Source organism: Micromonospora sp. CA-248089 (assembly GCF_050948515.1).
Lineage (GTDB): Bacteria > Actinomycetota > Actinomycetes > Mycobacteriales > Micromonosporaceae > Micromonospora.
This window is the reverse complement of record NZ_CP192016.1, coordinates 3,090,951-3,115,579: the sequence shown is the minus strand read 5'-3', so window position 1 is coordinate 3,115,579 and position 24,629 is coordinate 3,090,951. Positions and strand designations below refer to the sequence as shown.

Sequence of the window (24,629 nt, the reverse complement as noted above, 5' to 3'; positions counted from 1 at the left end):
TCCCCCGAAGGACATCCCCGGATGAGAAGACCCACCGCGTTCGCGGCCGGCCTGCTGCTGCTCGCCACCGCGCTCGGCACCGCCGGCGGACCGGCCGCCGCCGAACCCACCGACCCGGTCACCGTCACCGTGAACACCCGCGCCGGGCTGGCCACCGTCCCGGCCACCGCGCTCGGCGTCAACCACGCCATCTGGGACTCCCAGCTCGGCAGCGCCGAGACGTCCGACCTGCTCAAGGCCGCGGGCGTGAAGATGCTGCGCTACCCCGGCGGCTCGTACGCCGACATCTACCACTGGGAGACGCACACCGCGCCCGGCGGATACGTCGCGCCGAACACCGACTTCGACACGTTCATGGCCGGCGCCCGCCGCGTCGGCGCCGAGCCGATGATCATCGCGAACTACGGCACCGGCACGCCCGCCGAGGCGGCCGCCTGGGTCCGCTACGCCAACGTCACCAAGGGCTACGGCGCCAAGTGGTGGACGGTCGGCAACGAGAACTACGGCAACGGCCACTACGGCTCCGCCTGGGAGGCCGACGACCACCCGGACAAGAGCGCCTCCCAGTACGCCCGGCTGGTGGTCGAGTACGCCGACGCGATGAAGGCGGTGGACCCGAGCATCAAGGTCGGCGCGGTGCTCACCATGCCCGGCAACTGGCCGGACGGCATCACCGCCGGCTCCGACCCGGGCCCGTGGAACCAGACGGTCCTCTCCATCGCCGGTCCGAAGATCGACTTCGTGGACGTGCACTGGTACCCGGGCGGCAACGCCGCCGACTCGCTGGCCCGGACCAACCACCTGCCCGACGCGGCCTGGCTGCTGCGCCAGCAGATCGCCCGGTACGCCGGCCCCGGCGCGGACCGGATCGGCATCAGCTTCACCGAGCTGAACGTGGACGCCGGCCGTACCACCGCGCCGGGCGCGCTGTTCCTCGCCGACGCCTACAGCGGGCTGCTGGAGCAGGGTGTGTTCACCGTGCAGTGGTGGAACGTGCACAACGGCATCGGCACCGTCTCCGAGGTGGCCGGGCAGACCGACTACGGCGACTTCGGGCTGCTGTCCAGCGGCAACTGCACCAGCGACGGCGAGGTGTGCCAGCCGGCGTTCAACACCCCGTTCGCGCCGTACCACGCGTTGTCGATGATGAACCTGTTCGTCCGGCCCGGGGACCAACTGGTCCGGGCCGGGACGGACGAGCCGCTGGTCGCCGCGCACGCGGTACGCCGGCCGGACGGCAGCGTCGCGGTCCTGCTGCTCAACAAGGATCCGGACAACGCCCACCCGGTGGCGCTCGACTACGCCGGGTTCACCCCGGCCGACGAGGCGCCGACGGTGCACACGCTAACCAACGGCGCGACCGGGATCAGCACCGGCCGCTCGGGCGACGCGAGCACCCGCACGCTGCCGCCGTACTCGCTGACCACGCTCGTGCTGCGACCGGCCGGCAGCTCGGCCGGGAGGCCCGGCGCCCCGGGCCGGCCGACGGCGAGCGCGGTGACCGACCGCGCGGCGACCATCTCCTGGCCGGCGGCCACGCCGGGCGCGTCCCCGATCGCCAAGTACGAGGTGCACCGGCAGTACGGCGCGGTGAGCGAGCAGCTCGGTGAGACCGCTGGCACGTCGCTGACGGTGGGCAACCTCGAACCGGGCGCCCGCTACACGGTCAACGTGCTGGCCCGGGACACCGCCGGGCGGGTCTCCTGGTCGTCCCCGCCGCTGACGTTCGCCACCGGCAGCCCCGCCGAGAGCTCCTGCGCGGTGCGGTTCAACGACGACAACGACTGGGGCAACGGGTACGTGGCGAACGTCGAGGTCGTCAACACGGGCGCGAAGGCCGTGGACGGCTGGACGCTCACCTGGACCTGGCCGACCGCCTGGCAGCAGGTGAGCAGCGGGTGGAGCGCCACCTGGGACCAGCAGGGCCGCACCGTCCGGGTGACGCCCACCGCCGACAACCGGCGGCTCGCCGCCGACGGCGGCAGCACGACCGTCGGCTTCGTCGGCGCGTACAGCGGGCCGAACGTGCCGCCGGGGGCGTTCCGCCTCAACGGCACGGTCTGCACGGTGCGCTGAGGAGCCCTCAGCCGCGGCCGGGTGGCCGCAGCCGCACGTCGGCCGTCGCCGGGACCTTCGGGTTCCGGCGGCGGCCTGACCGCCGGGGCGCCGGCACCACGTGCGGGCGCACCGGTCCGGACGGGAGCGTGGGCGGTTCCGGCGCGGGCGGCGGCAGGACGGCCAGGATCGCCACGAGCAGCGCCACCGCGACGGCGCCGTCGAGCCAGTAGTGGTTGCCGGTGACCACCACCACGAGCGCGGTCGCCAGGGGGTGGAGCAGCCAGAGCCAGCGGAGGCGTCCGGTGGTGACCGCCATCAGCGCCAGCGCGATCGCCAGCGCCCAGCCCACGTGCAGCGACGGCATGGCCGCGTACTGGTTGCTGAGCTGGTCGGTGTCGGGGGGACCGTAGACGCTCGGGCCGTAGCGGGTGCCGGTGTCGACCAGTCCGGTGAGCGCGGTCAGCCGCGGCGGCGCGAGCGGAACGCAGACGTGCAGCACCAGCGCCACCGCCGTGAGCGACGCCAGGGCGCGCCGCAGGCGCAGGTAGTGGGCCGGGCGGCGCAGCCAGAGCCAGACCAGGCAGAGCACGGTGGCCGGGAAGTGCATGTAGGCGTAGTAGGAGTTGGCGACGCGTACCAGCAGCTCGTGCGACAGCAGCGGCCCCTGCACGAGCATCTCGTCGGGCAGGCGCAGCAGCCGCTCCAGCCGCCAGACCCACTCACCGTTGGCCAGGGCCACGCCGGCGTGGTCGGCCACCACCTGACGGCCCGCCTTGTAGGCCAGGAAGAGCACGGCGACCAGCGCCAGCTCCCGCGCGGCCCGCTGCCATGCGGCGAGGCGGGCGGGCGCGGTCCGCGTGACGTCCACGGCTCCTCCTTCGGTTCGTCCCCGCATGGGCCAGGGCCGCCGCCGGGGTCGGCGACGGCCCTGGGGGTACGGGCTCAGCGGCGGGCGTGTTCCTCCCGGCCGACCGAGTCCACGCTCACCTCGTCGAAGGCGGGCGCGCCGTCGACGGCGTCCGCTCCCACCGCCACCGATCGGCCGGTGTCCGGCAGATCGAGGCTGGAACGCAGGGTGACCGGGCGCAGCAGCAGCGCCGCCACGATACCCACCACCGCGATGGCGGCCGAGATCAGGAAGATGTGCCCCGTTGCGTCCCCGTACGCGGCCCGCACGATCTGCCGGACCGGCTCGGGCAGCGCGTCGAGGTTGAGCGTGCTGCCGCCGCCCCCGCCGGAGGCGGGGATGCCGGCCGCGGCGAGGTCGTGTGTGATCCGGTCGCTGACCCGGCGGGCGAGCACCGCGCCGAGCACCGACACACCGATGGTGCCGCCGAGCGAACGGAAGAACGCGACGCTGGCGCTGGCCGCACCGATGTCCTTGAGCGCGACCGTGTTCTGCACCGCGAGCACCAGGTTCTGCATGGTCATGCCGACGCCGACGCCGACGATGAACATCGCGAGGCCGACGAAGACCAGCGAGGTCTCGTGGTCGATGGTGCCGAGCATGGCGAACCCGACGACCAGCACGACCGCGCCGAAGACGATGTACGGCTTGACCTTCCCGGTGGCGGTGATCATCCGGCCGGCCACGATCGAGGAGATCAGCACGCCGGCCATCATCGGGATGGTGAGCAGGCCGGCCTCGGTCGGGCTGTAGCCGCGGCCGATCTGGAAGTACTGGCCGAGGAAGACCGCGCCGCCGAACATCGCCATGCCGACCGCGAGGCTGCCCAGGATCGCCAGGGCGGTGGTGCGCTCGCGGACGATGTGCAGCGGCACCACCGGCTCGGCGGCCCGTGCCTCCACCCAGACGGCGAGTGCGAGCAGCAGCACCGCGCCGCCGACCATGGCGCCGGTCTGCCAGGAGGCCCAGGCGAACGAGTCGTCGACGAACGAGATCCAGATCAGCAGCACGCTGACGCCGGCGGCGATGAGCGCGGCGCCCAGGTAGTCGATCTTGACGTTGGCCCGGCGCACGGTGGGCAGGTTCAGGGTGATCTGGAGCAGGAACAGCGCGGCGGCCGCGACCGGTACGCCGACGAAGAAGCACCAGCGCCAGCCGAGCCAGGAGGTGTCCACGATCAGGCCGCCCAGCAGCGGGCCGCCGACGGTGGCCAGCGCCATGACGCCGCCCAGGTAGCCGTTGTAGCGGCCCCGCTCACGCGGCGGGATCATGGCCGCGATGGCGACCTGCACCAGCGCCTGGAGACCGCCGACGCCGATGCCCTGGAAGGCGCGGGCGGCGATGAGCTGCCCGGCGCTCTGCGCGAAGCCGGCCGCGACCGAGCCGACCAGGAACACCACGATGGCGACCTGGATCAGCAGCTTCTTGTTGAACAGGTCGGCCAGCTTGCCCCAGATCGGGGTGGTCGCCGTGGCGGTGAGCAGGGTGGCGGTGACCACCCAGGTGTACTGCGTCTGCGAGCCGTTGAGCGCTCCGATGATCTTCGGCAGGGCGGTCGAGACCACGGTGCTGCTCAGCATGGCCACGAAGAGCACCAGCAGCAGACCGCTGAGCGCCTCCAGCGTCTTCCGCTTGCTCATGGGGGCGGCCTCAGCCGTCGCGGTGGGTGCGCTCATGCGCGCGTCCTCCAGGTGTGTCGATACGGGGTGGCCGCTTCGTTGCCTCAAGCAATCAACACTAAACCTTGCCCGGTAGGCAAGTTTGCCCATTGAGAAATGGGTCACCTACGCTGGACGCATGGAGGAGTGCACCGGACTGCGGGAGCGGAAGAAGGCGGCCACCCGTCTGGCGCTGCACGAGGCGGCGCTGTCCCTCGCCGTCGCGCACGGCCCCGACCGGATCACCGTCGAGGCGATCGCCGACGCCGCGAACGTCTCCCGGCGGACGTTCTCCAACTACTTCGGCGGCAAGGAGGAGGCCCTCTTCCACGGCGACACGCTGCGGCTGCGCCGGCTCCTCACGCTGGTCGCGGACCAGCCGGGCGACCTGTCGCCGTGGGCGGCGCTCACCCGGGCCGCCCTGGTCCAGGCCGAGGACGGCTTCGACGACCCGGCCGAGCCCTGGCTCAGCCGGCGCCGCGAGCTGCACGGCCACCCCAGTCTGGCCGCCCACCAGGTCGCCGCGTACGCGGCCCTCGAGCGGGAGATGGCCGCCGAACTGACCCGCCGGCTGACCGGATCCGACGGGCCGCTGCGGGCCCGGATCGTCGCCGCGACGTTCCTCGCCTCGCTGCGGATCGCCGCGCACGAGTGGCTGGAACACCCGGGGCGGCCGTTGCGCGACGTGCTGCGCGACGTGCTCGCCCTGGCCGCCCCGACAGCGGGCTGAGCGCTCCCCGGCCGCCCGCTCCCGGTCGGGGCGGTGGAATGGCCGGCGAAAGCGGCACCCGGCCTGACCTGGGCTGACACACTCGCCCGGTGGGTGGCGACCGGTGGCGCAAGGGGCTCGGGCCGGCGACAGGCGTCGCCCCCGCCACCCGGGTCGACCGGTTCGAGATCTTCTTCGACCTCGTCTTCGTGGTGTCCTTCTTCATCATCACGCGCGCCACCGCCGCGAACGTGACCCCGAGGGAGCTGCTGCACGCGCTGCTGGTGCTCGCCGTGCTGTGGTGGTGCTGGGTGGTGCACAGCGCCGTCGCCGCCCGGCTGCGCCTCGGCGAGGGCTTCGTGCCGATCCTCATGGTGGTCGGCATGATCGCGCTGTTCACGTTCGCGCTCGCGCTGCCGCAGACGTTCGGCGACCTGGACAAGGGCAGCGCCGGACCGATCCTGGTCACGATCAGCTACGTGGTGATCCGATTCGTGCACACCGCCCTGTACTGGTACGCAACGCGCGACGACCCGCCGGCCCGGCGCAAACTGCGGCTGTTCCTGCCCGAGGCGCTGGTCACCGCCACCCTGCTGCTGGTGGCGGCGCTGCTGCCGCCGCGCGTACCCCCGGAGGTCGGTCCGTGGCTGCGCGACGGGCTGTGGATCGCCGTGGTGGCCATCCAGTACAGCAGCGGCCTGCTGGCCGGCACCGACGGCTGGAAGATCACCTCGGCCGAGCACTGGACCGAACGGTACGACCTGATCCTGATCATCGCGCTCGGCGAGTCGGTCATCTCCGTCGGCGTGGGCGGCAACCTGCTCGGCCAGGCCGTGACCTGGCCGGCGATCCCGGCGGCGATCTTCGGCATCCTGTTCACCGCGGCGCTCTGGTGGGCGCACTTCGACATGATCGGCCCGGCCGCCCGGATCGCGCTGCACGCCGCGCAGGGGCACGCCCGGGTGACCCTGGCCCGCGACGCGTACGCCTACCTCTACCTGCCCATGATCGCCGGGGTGATCCTGTTCGCGATCGGCGCCGAGGAACTGGTCCGGATCGTCACCGACCCGGCGGGCGGTGCGATGGAGCGCGGCCACGGTCCGGCCGTGCCGCTGCTGTTCGGTGGCGTGCTCCTCTACCTCGCCGCCAACACGGCGTTCCAGTGGCGCGCGCTGCGGACAGTGTCCTGGACCCGCCTCGGCACCCTCGTCCTGCTCGCCGCGGCACTGCCGGTCGGCCGGCACCTCCCGGCGCTCGGCGCGCTGGGCCTGCTCACCGCGATCTGCGTGGCCCTCGTCGCGGCCGAGCTGGTGATCTTCGCCGACGGCCGGGCCGCGCTGCGCCGGCTGATGCACGAGGAGAAGGCCAGCGCCGAGGAGAGCGAAGCCGCCTGGCGCGCCCGCTGGCGCGACGACGGCGACAGCGCCCCACACCGGCCTTGACACAGGCCCTAGAGTCTCCGCGTGATCGAGATCGTCACCGAGGTCGACCTGTTCCACCCGCCCGCCCGGGTCTGGCGGGCGCTCACGGAACGCGCGCTGCTGGCCAAGTGGTTCGCCGACAGCGCGCCCGGGTCCGAGCGGTGGATCCTGGCCACCGCCGCGCTGCCCGGCTACGACGGCGACACCGAGGTGGAGACCGTCGAGCTGCGCGCACCGGACCGGCTGGTGGTCCGCTGCCGGGAGGCCGGCCGGGCCACCCGGCTCGCCTGCGACCTCACCCCCACCGCGCACGGCACCCGGCTGTCCGTCCGCGAGGTCCTCGAGGAGGGCGACTGGGACGCCGACGCCCGCGCCGAGCAGCACGAGCAGGCGGTGACCGGACGGCTGCCGGCCATTCTCGACTGGCTGGCGTTCCAGAACGTCGACCTGCGCCGCGCCGAGGGCGGGCTGACCGCCGAACTACCTGTGGTCCGGCTGCTCGGCGACGAGCCCCGCCGGCCCGGGCGGCGCCGGGCGCTGCTGGCGGCGGGCGCGGTCACGCTGGTCGCCGCGGCGGCCGGGGCGATGGTGTGGGCCACCGGCGACGACCCGCCCGCGCCGGCCGCGCCGGCGCCCACGACATCGCTGGTCATGCCGTCCAGCGCCACGCCCTCCGCGCGCCCCACGACCGCGCGGCCCACGCCCAGCGCCAGCCGCCGCAGCGCGTCGCCCTCGCCGACGCCGACGCCCACCCCCAGCCGTACGCCGAGCGCGACGCCCTCGACGGTGGTCGCGGCACCGCTGACCGCGACGTACGAGACGGTGAACGACCGGGTCTTCGGCTACCGGGGCGAGGTGGTGCTGCGCAATCCCGGCCCGGCGCCGCGTCCGGGCTGGACGGTCACCGTGACGCTGCACGACGGCGCCACTGTGGGCAGCGTGAGTGGCGCCGAGGCCACCCAGAACGGCACCGTGGTCACGTTCACCGGCGGGGCCTTGCCGGGCGGCCAGTCCGCCACCATCCGGTTCGACGTCCGCGACCCGGATCCCCAGCACGACGCCCCCGCCGCCTGCGCCGCCGAGAACACCCCCTGCACCCCCGCCTGACCCACCTTCCCCTCCCCCCGCCCTGCCCGGCCCGGCCGACTCGGCCCGCGCGGCCCGGCCCGGTCGATCATGAAGTTGGGCCGCGGATTTGTCCGCATTGACTGCGGCCAACTTCATGATCGGCGCGCACGGGCGCGCGGCGGGGGGGGTGCGGGCGGAGGGCGGGTGCGGGGTGGGTGCGGGCTGGGCGCCGGGGTGGGCGCTGATTCGGTGGGTGCGGAAATGGGTTGTTGAGTGCGTGGGAGCGCTCCCGTAACATCCCTGACGCGGCTGTTAACGCTCACAACACAATCGCCACCGCCAATGCCAGAGCCGCCGCCCCCGCAGGAGGTCAGTTCATGCCCAGATCCAGATCAGTCAATGCCATATTGGCGTCCGCAGGTGCCGCGCTGCTCGCGTCGGCGACCGTCGCCGTGGCGCTGCCCGCCGGCGCGGCCGCCGCCGGCTGCTCGGTGAACTACGCGATCCCATCGCAGTGGCAGGGCGGCTTCGGCGCCAACGTCACCATCACGAACCTCGGCGACCCGGTGTCGAGCTGGACGCTGACGTGGTCCTTCGGCGCCGGGCAGACGGTGACCCAGTCGTGGAACACGAGCCTGACCCAGAGCGGGTCCGCGGTGACCGCGCGCAACGTCGACTACAACGGGTCGATCCCGACGAACGGCAGCACGTCGTTCGGATTCAACGGCTCCTGGACCGGCAGCAACCCGGTGCCGACCAGCTTCGCGCTCAACGGGGTGACCTGCACCGGCGGCACCACCACGCCGACCGGCGGCCCGACCGGCGCTCCGACCACCGCGCCACCCACCACGGCGCCGCCGACCACCGCGCCGCCCACGACACCACCGCCGGGTAACACGTGCAGCCTGCCGTCGTCGTACCGGTGGTCGTCGACCGGTGTGTTGGCGCAGCCGCGGTCGGGCTGGGTGTCGTTGAAGGACTTCACGGTGGTGCCCTACAACGGGCAGCACCTGGTGTACGCCACGACGCACGACACCGGGTCGTCGTGGGGGTCGATGAACTTCGGGCTGTTCTCGAACTGGTCGCAGATGGCCTCGGCGTCGCAGAACGCGATGTCGTCGGGGACGGTGGCGCCGACGTTGTTCTACTTCGCGCCGCGCAACATCTGGGTTCTGGCCTACCAGTGGGGGCCGACCGCGTTCTCGTACCGGACGTCGACGAATCCGACGAACCCGAACGGGTGGTCGTCGGCGCAGCCGCTGTTCACCGGCAGCATCTCCGGTTCCGGCACCGGCCCGATCGACCAGACGCTGATCGCCGACGACCAGAACATGTACCTGTTCTTCGCCGGTGACAACGGCAAGATCTACCGCTCCAGCATGCCGATCGGGAACTTCCCCGGCAGCTTCGGCTCGAACTACACCACCATCATGTCCGACAGCACGAACAACCTGTTCGAGGCCGTGCAGGTCTACAAGCTGCAGGGCCAGACCCGCTACCTGATGATCGTCGAGGCCATCGGCTCGCAGGGCCGCTACTTCCGGTCCTTCACCGCCACCAGCCTGGGCGGCTCGTGGACGCCGCAGGCCGCCACCGAGTCCAACCCGTTCGCGGGCAAGGTCAACAGCGGCGCGACCTGGACCAACGACATCAGCCACGGTGAACTGATCCGCACCACCGCCGACCAGACCTTCACCGTCGACCCCTGCAACCTCCAACTGCTCTACCAGGGCCGCTCCCCCAACTCCGGCGGCGACTACGGCCTCCTGCCCTACCGACCCGGACTGCTCACCCTCCAGCGCTGAGCCGACCGATCGAGGAGAGAGAGGTCCGATGAGAAGGCACAGAACGACCCGTACCGCGGTGTTGTCGGCCGGGGCCGTCCTGCTGGCGTCGACCGCGATGGCCGCGGCGCTGCCGGCCGGGGCGGCGGCCGCCGGCTGCGCGGTCACCTACGCCGTGTCGTCGCAGTGGCAGGGCGGCTTCGGCGCGAACGTCACAGTCACCAACCTCGGTGACCCGGTCAACGGCTGGACGCTCACCTGGTCCTACGCCGCCGGCCAGACCGTCACCCAGGCGTGGAACGCCACGGTGACCCAGAGCGGAGCGGCTGTCACCGCCCGCAACGTCGACTACAACGGGTCCATCCCCACCAACGGCACCACGTCGTTCGGCTTCAACGGGGCCTGGACCAGCAGCAACCCCGCACCGACGAGCTTCGCGCTCAACGGGGTGACCTGCACCGGCGGAACGACGCCGACGTCGCCGTCCACCTCGCCGTCAACGTCGCCGACGATTTCGCCGACCACCTCACCGAGCACCCCGCCGCCCACCGGGGCGGCGGACATCACCGTCAACACCGCCAGCCGCTACCAGACCATCGACGGGTTCGGCGCCGCGGTGTCGATCTGGGGCGGCGCCTGGTCGACGGCCGAGACGCAGACGCTCGTCGGGCTCGGCCCCAACCAGCTCGGCCTGTCCATCGTGCGTACCGGCATCTCGCCGGTGTCCGGCGAGTGGGGCACCCAGGTCAGCGCGCTGCGCACGGCGAAGTCGTACGGGTCGAACGTGAAGATCATGGCGTCGCCGTGGACCGCCCCGGCGGCCTGGAAGACGAACAACAGCCGGATCAACGGTGGCAAGCTGCGCACCGACTACTACGACGACTACGCCAACCACCTCAACAGCTACGTCCAGTACATGCGCAACCAGGGCGTGACGATCGACGTCACGTCCGTGCAGAACGAGCCGGACTGGCACCCGGACTACGACTCGATGGACTGGAGCGGCACCGAACTCCAGACCTTCGTCCGGGAGCAGGGCGCCAAGGTGCAGAACACCAAGTTGATGGTCGCCGAGGCGGTGAACCTGAACTACGGCTACACCGACCCGACGCTCAACGACGCGGCCGCCCGCAACAACATCGGCTACATCGGCGGGCACCTCTACGGCACGGAGGCGTCCGGTCGGCTGAAGCCGTACACGCTGGCGCAGCAGTACAACAAGCCGGTGTGGATGACCGAGTGGAACCTGCACGAGGCCGACGGCGGCGGCTCCAACATCTGGGGTAACCCGGCCAACGCCGCGGCCTGGAACGAGACGCTCGACGACATCATGCGCACCGTGCACAAGTCGATGGAGTCGAACTGGAGCGCGTACGTCTGGTGGTACGGCAAGCGCTACTACTCGTTCATCGGTGACGGCGAGTCCGCGTACGGCACGGTGGCGGGCGCGCCGCTCAAGCGCGGGTACGCGTTCTCGCAGTACGCGAAGTACGTGCGGCCCGGCTACCAGCGGGTCGCCCTCACCAAGAGCTCGAAGGCGTCGCCGCTGGAGGTGACGGCCTATTCCGGCGACGGGAAGGTCACGCTGGTGATCCTCAACCGGTCGACCAGCGCGGTGAACAACGCGATCATCCAGGCGCCGCAGAACGTCAGCCGGGCGGAGTACGTGGCCACGTCGCAGAACGCCAGCGCGGCGAGCCAGCCGGTGGGCGTGAACGGCAACCAGGTGACGGTGAGCGTCGGCGCACGGAGCATCTCCACCGTCGTGCTCACCCTCTGACCGGGGACACGAACAAGGGCGGGGGCGGCCGGATCGGCCGCCCCCGCTCGTGTGTGACTTGCTAGCCGGCGTACGTCTCGAACTCGCCGACCCTCGGCGTACCGCCGGAGCTGTTGATCTTGAAGTTGATCTTCTTCAGCGAGGTCGCGCCGAAGGTGATCTGGCCGGCCCCGCTGCCGGAGGCCAGCACCGCGCCGGTGTCGTTGTTGACGAGCTGCCACGACCCGATCGAACCCGAGGTGCCGGACGGCTCGCGGATGACCACGCGGGACACGGTGGTGGCCGAGCCCCACTTGATCGAGACGGTGCCGGTCGACCCGGACGGCGACCAGTACGTGCTCAGGTTGCCGTCGCGCACGTTGCCGTAGCTGGTGCCGTCGGCCTTGCTGGACCCGTCGGCCCCGGCGCCGGAGACGAGGCTCAGGTTCGTCCCGCCGGACGGCGGCGGGGTGGTCGTCCCGGGCGGCGGCGTGGTGGGGGCGGGCGTGGTCGGCCCCGGCGTGGTCGGGGCCGGGGACTGCGGCGTGCAGTTCCCGTCGGACACGCGCAGGCCGGTGTTGGGCCCCGCCGTCTGCCGCACGATGTCCGGCACGCAGCTCGCCGCGTCGAGCCGGTACGAGTACGGGACGCTGACCGTGGTCGTGGACGTCACGTTCGGGCCCGCCGGGTAGTTGTCGGTCCCGGGCGAGGACCAGGTCACGTTGTCGAAGATGTTGCCGCTGACCTGCCAGGTGCCGCGCTCGCTGGTGTAGAACGTGCCGAGCACGTCCTTGGAGTTGCGGAAGTAGTTGTTGTCCACCTTGGCCCGCGCGCCGGCCCGGGAGTTGATGCCCGACTCGTGCAGCCCGGTGTAGTGGTTGTTGAACATGTGGGCGATGCCGCCGCGCAGCAGCGGCGTACGGGAGTCGATGTTCTCGTACAGGTTGTGCTCGAACGTGATGTAGCCGTTGCCGCGGTCGCTCTCACTGGACCCGATGAGGCCGCCGCGACCGGAGTTGCGCAGGATGCTGTACGACAGCGTCACGTACTGGGTGTCGTCCTTCATGTCGAACAGGCCGTCGTAGCCCTCCGACTCCCCGCCGGACGCCTCCAGCGTCACGTGGTCGACCCACACGTTGCGGACGCTGCTCTCCATGCCGATCGCGTCACCGCCGTTGGAGGTGGGCGAGCCGGACTTCTTGACGTTGCGCACCGTCACGTTCCGGATGATGATGTTGCGGGAGTCGCGGATGTGGATGCCGAGCTGGTCGAAGACGGCGCCGCTGCCCACCCCGATGATGGTGACGTTGCTGATCTGCTTCAGCTCGATCACGCCGTCCGCGGTGTTGCAGCTCGATCCGGAGACCTTGCTGGTGTTGCCGTGGTTGATGGTCCCGGTCACCTCGATGATGATCGGGGTGCTGCTGCTGGCCCGGCCGCACAGCGCGGCGTGGATGGCGGTGCCGGTGGTGGCGCGTACGGTCTGCCCGCCCGCGCCGCCGGTGGTGCCGCCGTTCTGGGTGGCGTAGCCGGTGGCGCTGCCGGCCGCCGCCGACGCCTGCGGGGACGGCATCACCACGGCGACGGCGATTCCCACGACCGCCGTGGCCAGTGCCGCGTGGAGTCGCAGCGCGACTGGTCTTCTCATGTCGCCTCATTCCTTTTTCGAGCATGCGGGAATTGCCGCCGAGCAGCGGCATTCACCGAATGGGAATAATGAGGAGCCGCGACGCGATCAGGCGCGCCGCCGGCGAATGTCGTTCATCTGCGAGGCCCGGCCCGCACATGAAACATCGATGTAACGCAATCGTATGAAAGCGCTTTCCAGGAAGGCAAGGGCTGGCGTTTGCAGGTTTTTTGCACTGCTCCGGGCACCGGGACCGGGAGGGCGCCACCTTGACGGGACGCGAGATCGATGATTGCCTGCACCCCACCCTGACATCGAAGTTCGTCTACCTCATGCCCCCACGAGGAGCGTCATGCCCCGTTCCCGCAGGACCCGCCCGCTCGCGGCGGTCGCCGGCGTCGTCGCCGCCGTGCTGGCCGTCTCGCCGGCACCCGCCGCACCACTGACGGCCCCGGCGACCACCGGCAACACGTGGAGCGCCGACCTCACTGCCGTCGACTCCGACGACGTCAACGTCCGCTGGACCGGCACGGAACTCCGCCTCGCCGACCCGGCCCACCGACCCGCGGCCCGGCACGCAATCGCGGCCGAGGGCACGCTCGTCGTCACGCCGCACTCGCTCGCCGTACCGGCCAACCGGGTCCGCGCCGACATCGTCGCGACACCCGGCCCCGACGGCGCCGTCGAGGTGGCGGCGCGCGGCTGGCGGTCCGGCGGGTGGACCGAGTGGCGCTCCGCCGCCGGCGGCGCCGTCTTCGACCAGCCGGTCACCCGGGTGCAGATCCGCGTCGCGCTCACCGCCGGCCGGCCGGCCGCCGCGCCCGCCCTGCGCCGGGTGCGGCTCACCGCCGACTCGGTCGCCGCCGTCACGGCCGCCACCCCGGGCCTCACCTACCGGGTGTACGCCACCCGCGAGGGCCTGGTCGGCGGCACCACCGCCAACGGGCACGTGATCGTCTCCCGGGACCACTTCGTCGCGCTGCCCTCGTTCCGCGGCCTCGCGCCGAAGAACACCGGCGACTACACCGTGCGGGTCTGCACCACCACCCGCAGCCGCTGCGAGTACGCCCCGGTCTGGGACGTCGGCCCGTGGAACACCAAGGACGACTACTGGAACCCCAGCAGCGTCCGGGAGATGTGGAAGGACCTGCCGCAGGGCCGACCCGAGGCGCAGGCGGCGTACCAGAGCGGCTACAACGGGGGCCGGGACCAGTTCGGGCGCGTGGTGGGCAGCCCGGCCGGCATCGACCTCGCCGACGGCACGTTCTGGGACGGCCTGCTGCTGACCGACAACGCCTGGGTCGACGTCGCCTACCTCTGGACCGGCACCGGCACCCGGGGCCGGATCGGCAGCGGGCCGCTCAACATCCGCTCCGGCCCGAGCACGAGCAACGCCGTCGTCGGCCTGGCCGCCACGTACGCCAACGTGCCGATCGAGTGCTCCGTCACCGGTCAGACGGTGAGCGGACCGTACCGGACCACCAGCCAGTGGAACCGCCTCGCGTCAGGACACTTCGTCAGCCACGCGTACGTCTCCACGGTGACCGGCACCATCGCGCCCTGCTGAGGCCGGCTCGCCCGGGGCGGGCCGGCCTGCCGAGGACGGCCCGCCCGAGGTGCGCGCCGGTGTCGCGCCGCTCCGGGTGCGCTGGATGAGCACCACGCAGGCGAGCACCGCACCCGCCACCACCATCGCACCGGTCGTGACCGCCTCGCCGAGCAGCACCGCCGACCAGACCAGCGTGAGCACCGGCTGCACGAGCTGGATCTGGCCCACCTTGGCGATGCCGCCCCGGGCCAGCCCGGCGTACCAGGCGAAGAAGCCGAGGAACATCGACACCACGGTGAGGTAGCCGAACCCGGTCCAGGCGGCGGTGCCGCCCTGCGGCGGGTGGACGAGAGCGGCCACCACCGTGACCGGCACGGTGACCGGGAGCGACAGCAGCAGCGCCCAGCAGATCGTCCGGGCGCCGCCGAGTTCGCGGGCCAGCCGGCCGCCCTCGGCGTACCCGAGGCCGCAGAGCACCACGGCGGCGAGCAGGAACAGGTCGGCGAACGACAGCGTCCCGCGCATCGAGCCGCTCGCGCCGAGGAACGCGAGCACCAGCGCCAGCCCGGCGGCACCGGCGATCCAGAACAGCGGCGGCGGCCGTTCGCCGGCGCGCAGCACCGCGAACACGGCGGTCATCGCGGGCAGCACGGTGACGACCACGGCGCCGTGCGCCGATGTCTGCGTGGTGAGCGCCAGCGAGGTGAACAGCGGGAAGCCGACCACGACGCCGAGCGCGACGATCGACAGCCGTCGCCACTGGTCCCGGGTGGGGCGCGGCGCACCGGTCAGCCGCAGGTAGGCCCACGCGAGCAGCGCCGCGCCGACCGCCCGTCCGAACGCGACGAACCAGGGGTCGAGTGCGTGCACCGCGACGCGGGTGGCCGGCAACGACATGCTGAAGGCGAGCACACCCAGCGCGCCCAGTGCGATCCCGGCACCCGGCTTCGCCGTTACCGCCATCGGTGCAGTAGCGCTACTCTGTGCTCTCATGAATGATGGTAGCGCTATCGACCGCGTCGTTCGGCACCTGGGTGCCCTGGCGACCGATGCCGCCCCCGGCACCCGGCTGCCGTCGGTGCGGGAGCTGACCGCGCACCATCACGTCTCCCCCGTCACCGTCGCCGAGGCGACCCGGCGGCTCGTCGCGGACGGGCTGGTCGAGACACGGCCGGGGCGCGGCGCGTACGTCGCCGCCCGGCGCACCGGAGCGCCACCGGCGGACCTGTCGTGGCAGACGGTCGCGCTGGGCTCGCGGCGGGGCGGCGAGGAGGAGATGCAGGCGCTACTGGCGCTACCGCCGTCGGGCGCGATTCCGCTGACCGGCGGCTACCTCGACCCGGATCTCCAGCCGGCTGCCGCGCTCGGTGCGGCGCTCGCCCGCGCGGCCCGGCAACCGGCCGCGTGGCAGCGCGGCCCGGTCGAGGGACGCGCCGACCTGCGCGCCTGGTTCGCCCGCGAGGCGGGTGGCGGCCTGCGCGCCGAGGACATGGTGATCTGCCCCGGCGGGCAGGCCGCGCTCTCCTCCACGCTGCGGGCACTCACGACGCCCGGGGACACGGTGCTGGTCGAGTCCCCCACCTACCTGGGCGCGCTCGCCGCCGCACGCGCCGCCGGGCTGCGGGTGGTGCCCGTACCCGCCGACACCGACGGGGTACGCCCCGACCAGCTCGCCGCCGCGTTCGCCCGTACCGGCGCCCGCCTGTTCTACTGCCAGCCGCTGTACGCCAACCCGCACGGCGCGACGCTCTCCGCCGCCCGGCGCGCCGACGTCGCCGAGGCGGTCCGCGACGCGGACGCGTTCCTGGTCGAGGACGACTACGCCCGCGACCTCACCATCGACGGCGAGGCCCCGCCACCGCTGGCCGCCGACGACCCGGACGGGCACGTCGTCTACCTGCGCTCGCTCACCAAGTCCACAGCACCCGGCCTGCGGATCGCCGCGCTCGGCGCGCGCGGACCGGCCGGGGCGCGGCTGCGCGCCGCCCGGCTGCTCGACGACCTCTTCGTCGCCGGGCCGCTGCAACAAGCGGCGCTGGAGTTCCTCACCGCGCCGGCCTGGGACCGGCACCGCCGTACCCTGCGCCGGGAGCTGCGGGCCCGCCGGGAGGCGCTGCTCGCGGCGCTGGACCGGCACCTGCCGTCGGTGGCGCCGCGCGACGTGCCACGCGGCGGCCTGCACCTGTGGGTACGGCTGCCCGACGGCACCGACGACGTCGCGGTGACGGCGGCGGCCGCCGCGGCGGGCGTCACCGTCTTCCCCGGGCGCCCCTGGTACGCGGCCGAACCTCCCGCCCCGCACCTGCGCCTGACGTACGCCGCCGCCCCACCCGACCAGATGGACGAGGCGATCCGCCGCCTGTCCACCGCCCTCCCCCACTGACCGCGCGGCCCCCACGCCCTCGTCGATCTGTGAGTGGGGTTGTCAAGGACTCCCGGCTCCGAGAGATCTTGGTAGGAAAGGGCCCCCATGGGGGCCCTTTCCTACCAAGATCTCCGCTGATCCCACCTCGCAGAACGCCAGTCTCGCCCGATGGGCGGCGCCCGACGCAGCAACAAACCGAACGAGGAACTCCCGCCCGCGCCGCCCCGAAACCTCTGCGATCTTGGACTTGTGGTGCCACGTCTTGTCGGCTTCGCCCCGCTATCAGAGGCGCCACAACTCCAAGATCGCCGTTCGGCCCGGGGCCCCGCACCCACCCCGCCCCATCCCCGCGATCTTGCAGTTTGGTGCCCCTCATAGCAGGAGTAATCCGGCATCGCGGGGGCCGGAAGTGCAAGATCGCGGGGGCGGGAGGGGTGGGGCGGGGCGGGCGGGGTCGGGTCAGTTGCGGGTGATGGTGAAGGTTGTTGTGGTGTTCTTGATGTCCTGGGCGTTGTCGGTCAGGCGGAGGTTGGTGAAGGTCGCCGCGCCGACCGCGGGGCCCTGACCTGGCTCGGGCATCTCGTTGACCCAGATTCCGAAGCCGGACTTCGCGTCGAACGCGTCACCGCTGCGCCGCGCGCCGGAGATCGACACGTTCGTCAGCACCGTGTCGGTGATTGGATTCTCCGGCTGGCTGCCGTTGTACTTGGTCTGGAACATGATCCCCGAGTACGTCGGGTCGACGATGTCCACGTCGGTCACCCGGATGCCACGGAACTCCTTCGACGCGGAGAACAACCACATCGCCGGGAACGTCTGCGCGCCCCAGAAGTGCCCGCCGGACCGGATCAGCGAGATGTTCTCGAACCGGGTGGGCGGGCTGGCGCCGAACCCGACGAACGGGTAGCCGAAGTCCAGCGAGCTGATTGTGATGCCCGAGTACGTGAGCTGGTCGGCGATGTAGAGGTTGCGGAACACGTTGTCGTACCCGCCGTACACCGCCAGGCCGGCCGCCCGCCAGGTCAGCGTGGCGGTCAGGTTCTCGAACACGTTGCCGTGGTTGCCGCCGGAGCCGCCCTGGTCGGTGGCGGAGAACAACGCGAACGCGTCGTCGCCGTTGGAGCGGCCCTCCGAGTTGGTGACCAGGTTGTTGGTGCTGCCGTTCGTCATGTTCACCGCGTCGGCGAAGGTGTTGCGGAACCGGCTGTCCCGGATGGTCAGCCCGTCCACGCTCACCCCCCAGTACGCGCACACGGTGTGCTCCACCCAGACGCTGTCGAGCGTCAGGTCGTCCACGTCCTTCAGTTCGCCCCACACCTTGCCGGGCCCGTCGATCCGGTTGGTGTAGTTGCCGAAGAACGCCAGGTGGGCGAAGGTCGAGCCGCTCGCCGAGGACTCGACCCGGAAGCCGGCGTCGGTGTTCTGCTGGTTGCGCGGCGTCTGGAAGCGGGTGAACCACATGCCGGCGCCGACGACCTGCACCGCCTTGCCGTACACCTGGAACTTCTGCGCGGTCTCGTACGTGCCGGCGGGCAGGTAGACGCCGACCAGGGTGCCGGTGGTGTCCATCCGGACCGCGTCGAGCGCGTTCTGCACGTCGGCGTGGCTGAACCCGGTGGGCACCTTGTAGCGGGCCGGGTCGGGGTTGACGCGCGGCGACACCAGCTCGGTGTCGACGAAGTCGATCGCGTACGTGGTGGTGTTCGCCGGGTCCTTCTGGAGCCGGATCCGGCTGCCCGCCGGGACCGTGTTGTCGAGCAGGACGTTCGCCTCGTCGTACAGGTGCCGGGGCGCCCCGGCGCTCGGCGAGTCGCTCGGCCCGGCCTCGGCGCCGTAGAGCCAGATGTGCTTGGAGGTGAGGCTCATCGGCTTGTGCAGCACGCCGTTGACGTAGACGTTGATCGTCGAGTCGATCCCGCCGCCGCCCGGGGCGTCCGGGATGGAGAAGCGGGCGACCAGCGCGTTCGCCGCCGAGCGGGTGGTCCACTCGACGTACGCGCCGGTGGTGTTGAGCGTGACCGCGCGGCGGCCGGACGCCTCCCCGGCGAGGTCGCCGATGGTGCGGTTCGGGCCGATCACCTGCGCGCCGCCGCCGGTCGTGCCGTCCTCGGCCTCGTAGGCGTCGTACGGCAGGTTCGCGCCGCGGCCGACGAACAGCGACCGGTCACTGGTGTTGTTCTGCCGCTTCACCGGCAGCTCGTTGGCGTCGTCGGCGAGCACCACCCGCACCGTGTACCGGCCGTTGGCGGCGGTCCAGGTACCGAGCGACACCGGACCGGCGGTGGCCCCGGCCGCGATCGTGCCGCTGTACGAGCCGGTGAGCGTGCGGACCACCGCCCCGGACTGGTCGCGCACCGTCAGCGTGACGCCGTGCGCGCCGCTCGCCGACGCGATCGTGCCCTGGTTGCGCAGCGTCACCGCGAAGGAGACGGCCGCGCCCGCGCTCGGCGTGCCGGGTGACCAGGTTACGGCGGAGGCGACCAGGTCGGAGCTGGCGACCGGGCTGACGGTCAGCGGGGTCGGGCTGGTGTAGGAGTTGTTCGCCTCGTTCTGCTCGATCACCGCGTGCGACTCGTCGACTTTCGCGGTGAGCGGGTAGCTGCCGGCGTCGCGTACGCCGATGTTGGCCGAGACCGTGCTCGACGCCCCTGCGGCGAGTGCACCGACGGCGGCGGTGCCGACCTTCGTCGTACCCAGGTAGAGGGTGACGGCGGTGGCGGCGGAGGCCGCGGTGCCGGCGTTGCGCACGGTGGCGGACAGCGTGATCGCGTCGGTCTCCACCGGCGCGGACGGCGCGGCGGTGACGGCGGTGACGGTGAGGTCCGGGTTCGGCGCCGGCACGCCGATGACCTGGATTTCGGCGACCTGGCCGCTGGAGGAGCCGGAGTTCGCGGTGAACTGGAGCCGCACGTCCGCGGCGGTCGCGGAGACCGGGACGGTCACCGTGTTCGCGCTGGCCGGGTTGAAGGAGTACGTGGCGGAGCCGACCAGGCTGGTGAACCCGGACGCGGACTGCTCCCGCCCGAGCACCTGGAACGTCTGGGTACGCGCGCCCCACGCCGGGTCCGGGTTGAGCTTCACCACGACCGCGCTGATGGCGGCGTTGGCGCCGAGCGCGACGGTGAGCGTGCTCGGGTACGCGCCGGGCGCGCCCTCCCAGTACGTGGTGACGTCGTTGTCGACGGCGTTGGCGGCGGCGAACACGTGCACCATCGACGAGGCGGTGGCGGGCTTGCCGACCGCCAGGTTGGTGCCGCCGGTGCTGCTGCCGGTGCGGGTGACGGTGTTGCTGTTCGCGGACACGTTCCCGGCGGCGTCGCGGGCCCGCACGTGGTACGAGACGGTGGCGCTGTCCGGCTGGCTGTCGGTGTACGTGAGCGTGGAGCCGCTGACCGTGGTGCGCAGCGTGCCGTTGGCGTACACCTCGTAGCCGGTGACGCCCACGTTGTCCGTGGACGCGGTCCAGGTCAGCCGGATCTGTCCGCTCGCCGGCTGGGTGTGGGCCAGGTTGCCGGGCGCGGTGGGCGCGACGGTGTCCCCGGTGTTGCCGGTACGGGTCACCGTGTTGCTGTTCGCCGACACGTTCCCTGCAGCGTCCCGCGCCCGCACGTAGTAGGAGACGGTGGTCCCGGCCGGCTGGGTGTCGGTGTACGTCAGCGTGGTGCCGCCGACGCTCGTGCGCAGCACACCGTTGGCGTACACGTCGTAGCCGGTGACGCCCACGTTGTCGGTGGACGCGGTCCAGGTCAGCCGCACCTGGTCGGTGGCGGGCTCGGTGAACGCGAGGTTGCCCGGCGCGCTCGGCGCCTGGGTGTCACCGGTGGCCGGGCCGTAGACCTCCAGCTCGGCGAGCTGCCCGGCGGGCCAGGCGCTGTTCGCGGTGAATAGCAGCCGCACGTACCGGGTGGACGCGGTGGGCACTGTGACCGTCACCGCGTTGCCGCCGCCCGGGTCGAACGCGTACGACGCGGAGCCGACGAGCGTGCCGAACGTGGAGCCGTTCGTGCTGCCCTGCACGGTGATCGTCTGGGTGCGCGCGCCCCAGCCGGACGGCAGCCGCAGCACCAGCCGGTTGATGCTGGTGGCAGCGCCCAGGTCGGCCTGGATCCACTGCGGGAACGCGTTGTTCGGGCTCTCCCAGTAGGTGGCCGCGTTGCCGTCGTTGGCGTTGCCCGCGCCGTACACGTCGGCGTGGCCGCTCTCGGTCATGGTCCGGCCGAGCGCCAGGTTGGTCGAGGAGGTGGCCGCGCCGTACACCTCCAGCTCGGCGAGCTGCGCGGCGGTCCAGCCGGTGTTCGCGGTGATCACGACCCGCAGGTAGCGGGCGTTCGTGGCGGTGAAGCCGAGCGTCACGGTGTTGGCGGCGGCCGGGCTGAACGCGCGGGCGGCGGAGGCGACGACTGTGGTGAAGCCGCTGCCGTCGGCGCCGGCCTGCACCGACAGCGTCTGGCTGCGGGCCTCCCAGGCGGCCGGGAGCTTCAGCACCACCTGGTCGACGGCGCGGCTGGTGCCGAGGTCGACCTGGGCCCACTGTGGGAGCGCGCCGCTGCTCTCCCAGTAGCTGCCCTGGTTGCCGTCGGTCAGGTTGGCCGCGACGTAGGGGCCGTTGACGCTGCTGGCGGTGGCGGTGCGCCCGGCGGCGAGGTTCGGCCCGCCGGCGGCGAGGGCCGGTGGGGCGGGGGCCGCGGTGACGACCAGGCCGACCGCGGCGAGCACCGCGACGATTCCGGTACGGAGTCTGGACATGGTGGACGGACACCTTCTTCCCGGGGGAGGTGGAGAGGCGTTCGGGGGTGGGGGTGCGGTGGCGCGGCGGGACCGGGGCGGCCCCGCCGCGCCGGGTCAGGAGGCGTACACCTCGAACTCGGACAGCTGGCCGGCCGGCCAGCCGGTGTTGCCGGTGAAGGTCAGCCGCACGAAGCGGCGGTCACCGGCGGGCAGCGCGATCGACACGCTGTTGCCGCCCGCCGGGTCGAACGTGTAGCCCGCCGCCGCCTTGAGGGTCGAGAACGACGAGCCGTCGGTGGAGCCGAGCACCGCCACGGTTTGGGTACGGGTCTGCCAGGCGGCCGACGGGGGCAGCTTCAGCACCACCCGGGCGACCGGCCGGGCGCTGCCCAGGTCGACTGTCACCGACTGGGGGAAGGCGTTGTGGGCGCTCTCCCAGTAGGTGGCGGCGTTGCCGTCGACGGTGTTTGCGGCGCCGTACACGTCGGCGTGGCTGGTCTCGGTGACCGGCCGGCCCGCCGCGAGGTTGCCGGCCGGTGGCGCGGTGGTGGGTGGCGCAGTCGTGACAGGTGGCGGTGTGGTGGTGCCGCCGCCGTACACCTCCAGTTCGGCGAGCTGGGCCGCCGGCCAGCCGGTGTTGCCGGTGACGGTGACCCGGACGAACCGCCGGTCGCCGGACGGCAGCGCGATCGACATGCTGTTGCCGGCGGCCGGGTCGAAGACGCGGCCCGCCGACGCGGCCAGCGTGGTGTACGAGGAGCCGTCGGTGGAGCCGAGCACCGACAGCGTCTGGGTACGCCGTTCCCAGCCGGGCGGGAGCTTCAGCACCACCCGGTCGACGGTGCGCGACGCGCCGAGGTCGACGGTGAGCGACTGCGGGAACGCGTTGTTGGCGCTCTCCCAGTAGCTGGCCGGGTTGCCGTCGACGGCGTTGCCGGCGGCGTACGTCTGGGTCGTGCTGGTGGCGGACGCCGGCCGGCCCAGGGCCAGGTTCCCGCCGGCCGGCGGCGGCGTGGTCGGCGGCGCGGTGGTCGGCGCTGCCGTCGTCGGCGCTGCCGTGGTCGGCGCCGGGCTGGTCGGCGGCGGGCTGGACGGGCCGTTGCCCCACTGCGGCTGCGGCCACGGCCCGCAGTACGGGGTGGGCGTGTACCAGCCGGAGTTGCCGGCGCCCTGGGTGATCTGGAAGCCGCTGCCGACGCAGTTGTGGATCGGGTTGGACTGCGCGATGCCGGTGGCGCGCACGTTCGTGAACCGGACCTGGCTGGGCGCCTGCACCTGGAGCGCGTACGTGCCCGCGCCGTCGATGCGGACGTTGTCGAACGAGATGCCGCTGGTCTGGCCCTCGATCCAGTGCAGCGCCGCGTACGAGCTGTCCAGGATGTCGGTGTCGGTGACGGCGATCGCGGCGCCCTGGATCGGTTCGTTGAGCGCGGAGAACCAGATCGCACCGACGCCGAACTGCCAGTTGTAGTCGGAGTTGCCGTTGCGGATCAGCGTGTTGCGGGCCACCGTGATCGTCCCGGCCACTGCTGTCGGCCCGGTGACGCCCGGGTAGCGGTTCGCGACGTGGATGCCGCCGCCGTTGGTGACCGAGTCGGCGGTGACGTTGTCCGCGATGGTGATGTCCCGCCCGCCGTACGTGACCAGGTGGTTGGCCAGGATCGTCACGCCGATGGTGTTGCGGGTGAAGGAGTTGCCGACGTTCGGCACGCTCTGCGCCCACATGGCCAGCGCGTCGTCGCCGGTGTTGCGGACGAACGTGTTCGTCACAGTGGAGTTGGTGACGCCCCAGTGGAAGTTCACCCCGTCGGCGGTCTGGTCGAGGATGCGGCTGTTGCGGATGGTGAAGTTGTCCATCGGGCCGTCCATCCAGGCCCCGACCTTGGTGTGCTGCAACCACAGGTTGTCCACCACGGAGTTGCTCATCGCGCCGCCGATGGCGTTGACCTGGTCCTCGTCGACGCGTTCCCGGATGTCGCCGATGATGGCGAAGTCCCGCAGCGTGACGTTGCGGCTGGGCCCACCGGCCTCGTGCGGGCGGATCTCGCCCGAGTAGCCGCCGCCCGGCACGTACTTGCCGTAGATGCCGGCGGCGCGTTTGCGATCGGTCGGGTGCCGCCCGCCCAGCACCGAGTACCAGGGGCCGGCGCCGCGCAGCGTCACGCCGTCGACCACCACGTGGTCCCAGAGCGTGAACGTGCCGGCCGGGATCCACACCGCCCGGCCCTGCGCCTTGCCGGCGTCCACGGCGGCCTGGAACTTCGCCGTCGAGTCGGTGCCGCCGGTCGGGTCGGCGCCGAAGTCGGCCACCACGTCCAGCACGCCGGACGGCTTGCTGATCGGTGCGCCGACCAGCTCGAAGTCGGCCAGGTCGAGGGTGAACGTGGGTGACTGTGCGGTCGAGGAGACCTGGAGGCGGATCTTCGTGCCGGCCGGGTACGTGGTGCCGAACATGGTCCGGGTCTCGTCGTAGAAGTGGTGCGGGTTGGTGTCGCCCGGGTTGTTGTTGAACGGGTAGCCGCCGTAGTACCAGCCGTACCGGGAGGTGACCGGCACCGCCTTGACCAGGGTGCCGTTGGCGCGCAGGTCGATGGTGGCGTAGCGGCCGGTGCCGGCGGCGTTGTCCGGCAGGCTGTACCGGAACGTGACCGCATTCGCCGGGGCGGTGAGCGTGAACTCGACGTACTCGCCGACGGCGTCGAGCGTGACCGCCTCGCGGCCGGACGCCTCGGACGGCAGCGTGCCGTAGCGCCGGTCGGGGCCGATCTTCGTGCCGGTGTGGGCGGCCTGCTCGGCCTCCTGCTCCCGGAACGGCACGGTGGCGCCGCGTCCGGTGATGTCGAACGGGGACAGCCCGGCGGCGGACGCCGGGGTGGCGGTCGTGGTGAGCGCCACGACGACGAGTGTCGAGGCGGCGAGCGTGACGGCGGCGAGGGCGGTCACGCCGGTGCTGCGGTGGCGGTGCGCGGTGCGGTGCTCGGCCATGCGGGGTGTGC

Annotated in this window: 14 protein-coding genes; 8 read left to right on the top strand and 6 right to left on the bottom strand. The window is 72.2% G+C overall.

The window, feature by feature from the left end:
• Window positions 1–21 precede the first annotated feature (21 nt).
• Window positions 22–2,076: a cellulose binding domain-containing protein gene (locus ACQP26_RS14785; protein WP_433495986.1), complete on the top strand. Its 2,055-nt coding sequence runs from the start codon at window positions 22–24 to the stop codon at window positions 2,074–2,076.
• A gap of 7 nt (window positions 2,077–2,083) precedes the next feature.
• Here ACQP26_RS14785 and ACQP26_RS14780 read toward each other — a convergent pair whose 3' ends face one another.
• Both ACQP26_RS14780 and ACQP26_RS14775 read right to left on the bottom strand, forming a co-directional pair.
• Complete coding sequence (locus ACQP26_RS14780) at window positions 2,084–2,926, bottom strand: phosphatase PAP2 family protein (protein WP_281577965.1); 843 nt, start codon at window positions 2,924–2,926, stop codon at window positions 2,084–2,086.
• 74 nt (window positions 2,927–3,000) lie between these two features.
• Window positions 3,001–4,641, bottom strand: a complete 1,641-nt coding sequence (locus tag ACQP26_RS14775; RefSeq protein WP_433495985.1) for an MDR family MFS transporter — start codon at window positions 4,639–4,641, stop codon at window positions 3,001–3,003.
• A gap of 121 nt (window positions 4,642–4,762) precedes the next feature.
• On the opposite strand from ACQP26_RS14775, the gene ACQP26_RS14770 reads away from it, so the two are divergent.
• The 5 genes from ACQP26_RS14770 (at window position 4,763) to ACQP26_RS14750 (ending at window position 11,385) form a co-directional block, all read left to right on the top strand.
• Window positions 4,763–5,353 (top strand): TetR/AcrR family transcriptional regulator, encoded by a 591-nt coding sequence (locus tag ACQP26_RS14770; protein WP_433495984.1) that lies wholly within the window; start codon window positions 4,763–4,765, stop codon window positions 5,351–5,353.
• 89 nt (window positions 5,354–5,442) lie between these two features.
• Window positions 5,443–6,774 carry a low temperature requirement protein A gene (locus tag ACQP26_RS14765; RefSeq protein WP_433495983.1) on the top strand — a complete coding sequence of 444 codons (1,332 nt, stop codon included), beginning with the start codon at window positions 5,443–5,445 and terminating at the stop codon, window positions 6,772–6,774.
• A gap of 21 nt (window positions 6,775–6,795) precedes the next feature.
• Window positions 6,796–7,860 (top strand): SRPBCC domain-containing protein, encoded by a 1,065-nt coding sequence (locus tag ACQP26_RS14760; protein ID WP_433495982.1) that lies wholly within the window; start codon window positions 6,796–6,798, stop codon window positions 7,858–7,860.
• 338 nt (window positions 7,861–8,198) lie between these two features.
• Window positions 8,199–9,626: a non-reducing end alpha-L-arabinofuranosidase family hydrolase gene (locus ACQP26_RS14755; RefSeq protein ID WP_433495981.1), complete on the top strand. Its 1,428-nt coding sequence runs from the start codon at window positions 8,199–8,201 to the stop codon at window positions 9,624–9,626.
• A gap of 28 nt (window positions 9,627–9,654) precedes the next feature.
• Window positions 9,655–11,385 carry a cellulose binding domain-containing protein gene (locus tag ACQP26_RS14750; RefSeq protein ID WP_433495980.1) on the top strand — a complete coding sequence of 577 codons (1,731 nt, stop codon included), beginning with the start codon at window positions 9,655–9,657 and terminating at the stop codon, window positions 11,383–11,385.
• A gap of 61 nt (window positions 11,386–11,446) precedes the next feature.
• On the opposite strand, the gene ACQP26_RS14745 is transcribed toward ACQP26_RS14750, so the two are convergent.
• Window positions 11,447–13,012, bottom strand: a complete 1,566-nt coding sequence (locus ACQP26_RS14745; protein WP_433495979.1) for a pectate lyase family protein — start codon at window positions 13,010–13,012, stop codon at window positions 11,447–11,449.
• Window positions 13,013–13,343: 331 nt separating this feature from the next.
• Between ACQP26_RS14745 and ACQP26_RS14740 the strand changes: the two genes are divergently transcribed.
• Window positions 13,344–14,558: a hypothetical protein gene (locus tag ACQP26_RS14740; RefSeq protein ID WP_433495978.1), complete on the top strand. Its 1,215-nt coding sequence runs from the start codon at window positions 13,344–13,346 to the stop codon at window positions 14,556–14,558.
• On the opposite strand, the gene ACQP26_RS14735 is transcribed toward ACQP26_RS14740, so the two are convergent.
• Entirely contained in the window at window positions 14,496–15,503 is a 1,008-nt protein-coding gene (locus ACQP26_RS14735; protein ID WP_433495977.1) for a DMT family transporter, read from the bottom strand. The genes ACQP26_RS14740 and ACQP26_RS14735 overlap by 63 nt on opposite strands.
• Before the next feature lie 28 nt (window positions 15,504–15,531).
• Between ACQP26_RS14735 and ACQP26_RS14730 the strand changes: the two genes are divergently transcribed.
• A complete protein-coding gene (locus ACQP26_RS14730) occupies window positions 15,532–16,923 on the top strand; it encodes a PLP-dependent aminotransferase family protein (protein ID WP_433495976.1) in 1,392 nt (463 codons plus the stop codon).
• Between the two features lie 441 nt (window positions 16,924–17,364).
• Here ACQP26_RS14730 and ACQP26_RS14725 read toward each other — a convergent pair whose 3' ends face one another.
• Together ACQP26_RS14725 and ACQP26_RS14720 are read right to left on the bottom strand one after the other, a co-directional pair.
• The gene (locus ACQP26_RS14725) at window positions 17,365–21,651 is read right to left on the bottom strand and encodes a discoidin domain-containing protein (protein ID WP_433495975.1); all 4,287 of its coding nucleotides are present in this window, start codon (window positions 21,649–21,651) and stop codon (window positions 17,365–17,367) included.
• A 96-nt stretch (window positions 21,652–21,747) separates the two neighbouring features.
• Complete coding sequence (locus ACQP26_RS14720) at window positions 21,748–24,618, bottom strand: discoidin domain-containing protein (RefSeq protein WP_433495974.1); 2,871 nt, start codon at window positions 24,616–24,618, stop codon at window positions 21,748–21,750.
• Between the last annotated feature and the right edge of the window lie 11 nt (window positions 24,619–24,629).

Coding starts and splice junctions, on each gene's coding strand:
- ACQP26_RS14750 (WP_433495980.1), top strand. CDS start 9,655: ATGAGAAGGCACAGAACGACCCGTACCGCGGTGTTGTCGGCCGGGGCC.
- ACQP26_RS14720 (WP_433495974.1), bottom strand. CDS start 24,618: ATGGCCGAGCACCGCACCGCGCACCGCCACCGCAGCACCGGCGTGACC.
- ACQP26_RS14725 (WP_433495975.1), bottom strand. CDS start 21,651: ATGTCCAGACTCCGTACCGGAATCGTCGCGGTGCTCGCCGCGGTCGGC.
- ACQP26_RS14730 (WP_433495976.1), top strand. CDS start 15,532: ATGAATGATGGTAGCGCTATCGACCGCGTCGTTCGGCACCTGGGTGCC.
- ACQP26_RS14755 (WP_433495981.1), top strand. CDS start 8,199: ATGCCCAGATCCAGATCAGTCAATGCCATATTGGCGTCCGCAGGTGCC.
- ACQP26_RS14785 (WP_433495986.1), top strand. CDS start 22: ATGAGAAGACCCACCGCGTTCGCGGCCGGCCTGCTGCTGCTCGCCACC.
- ACQP26_RS14770 (WP_433495984.1), top strand. CDS start 4,763: ATGGAGGAGTGCACCGGACTGCGGGAGCGGAAGAAGGCGGCCACCCGT.
- ACQP26_RS14735 (WP_433495977.1), bottom strand. CDS start 15,503: ATGGCGGTAACGGCGAAGCCGGGTGCCGGGATCGCACTGGGCGCGCTG.
- ACQP26_RS14740 (WP_433495978.1), top strand. CDS start 13,344: ATGCCCCGTTCCCGCAGGACCCGCCCGCTCGCGGCGGTCGCCGGCGTC.
- ACQP26_RS14745 (WP_433495979.1), bottom strand. CDS start 13,012: ATGAGAAGACCAGTCGCGCTGCGACTCCACGCGGCACTGGCCACGGCG.
- ACQP26_RS14775 (WP_433495985.1), bottom strand. CDS start 4,641: ATGAGCGCACCCACCGCGACGGCTGAGGCCGCCCCCATGAGCAAGCGG.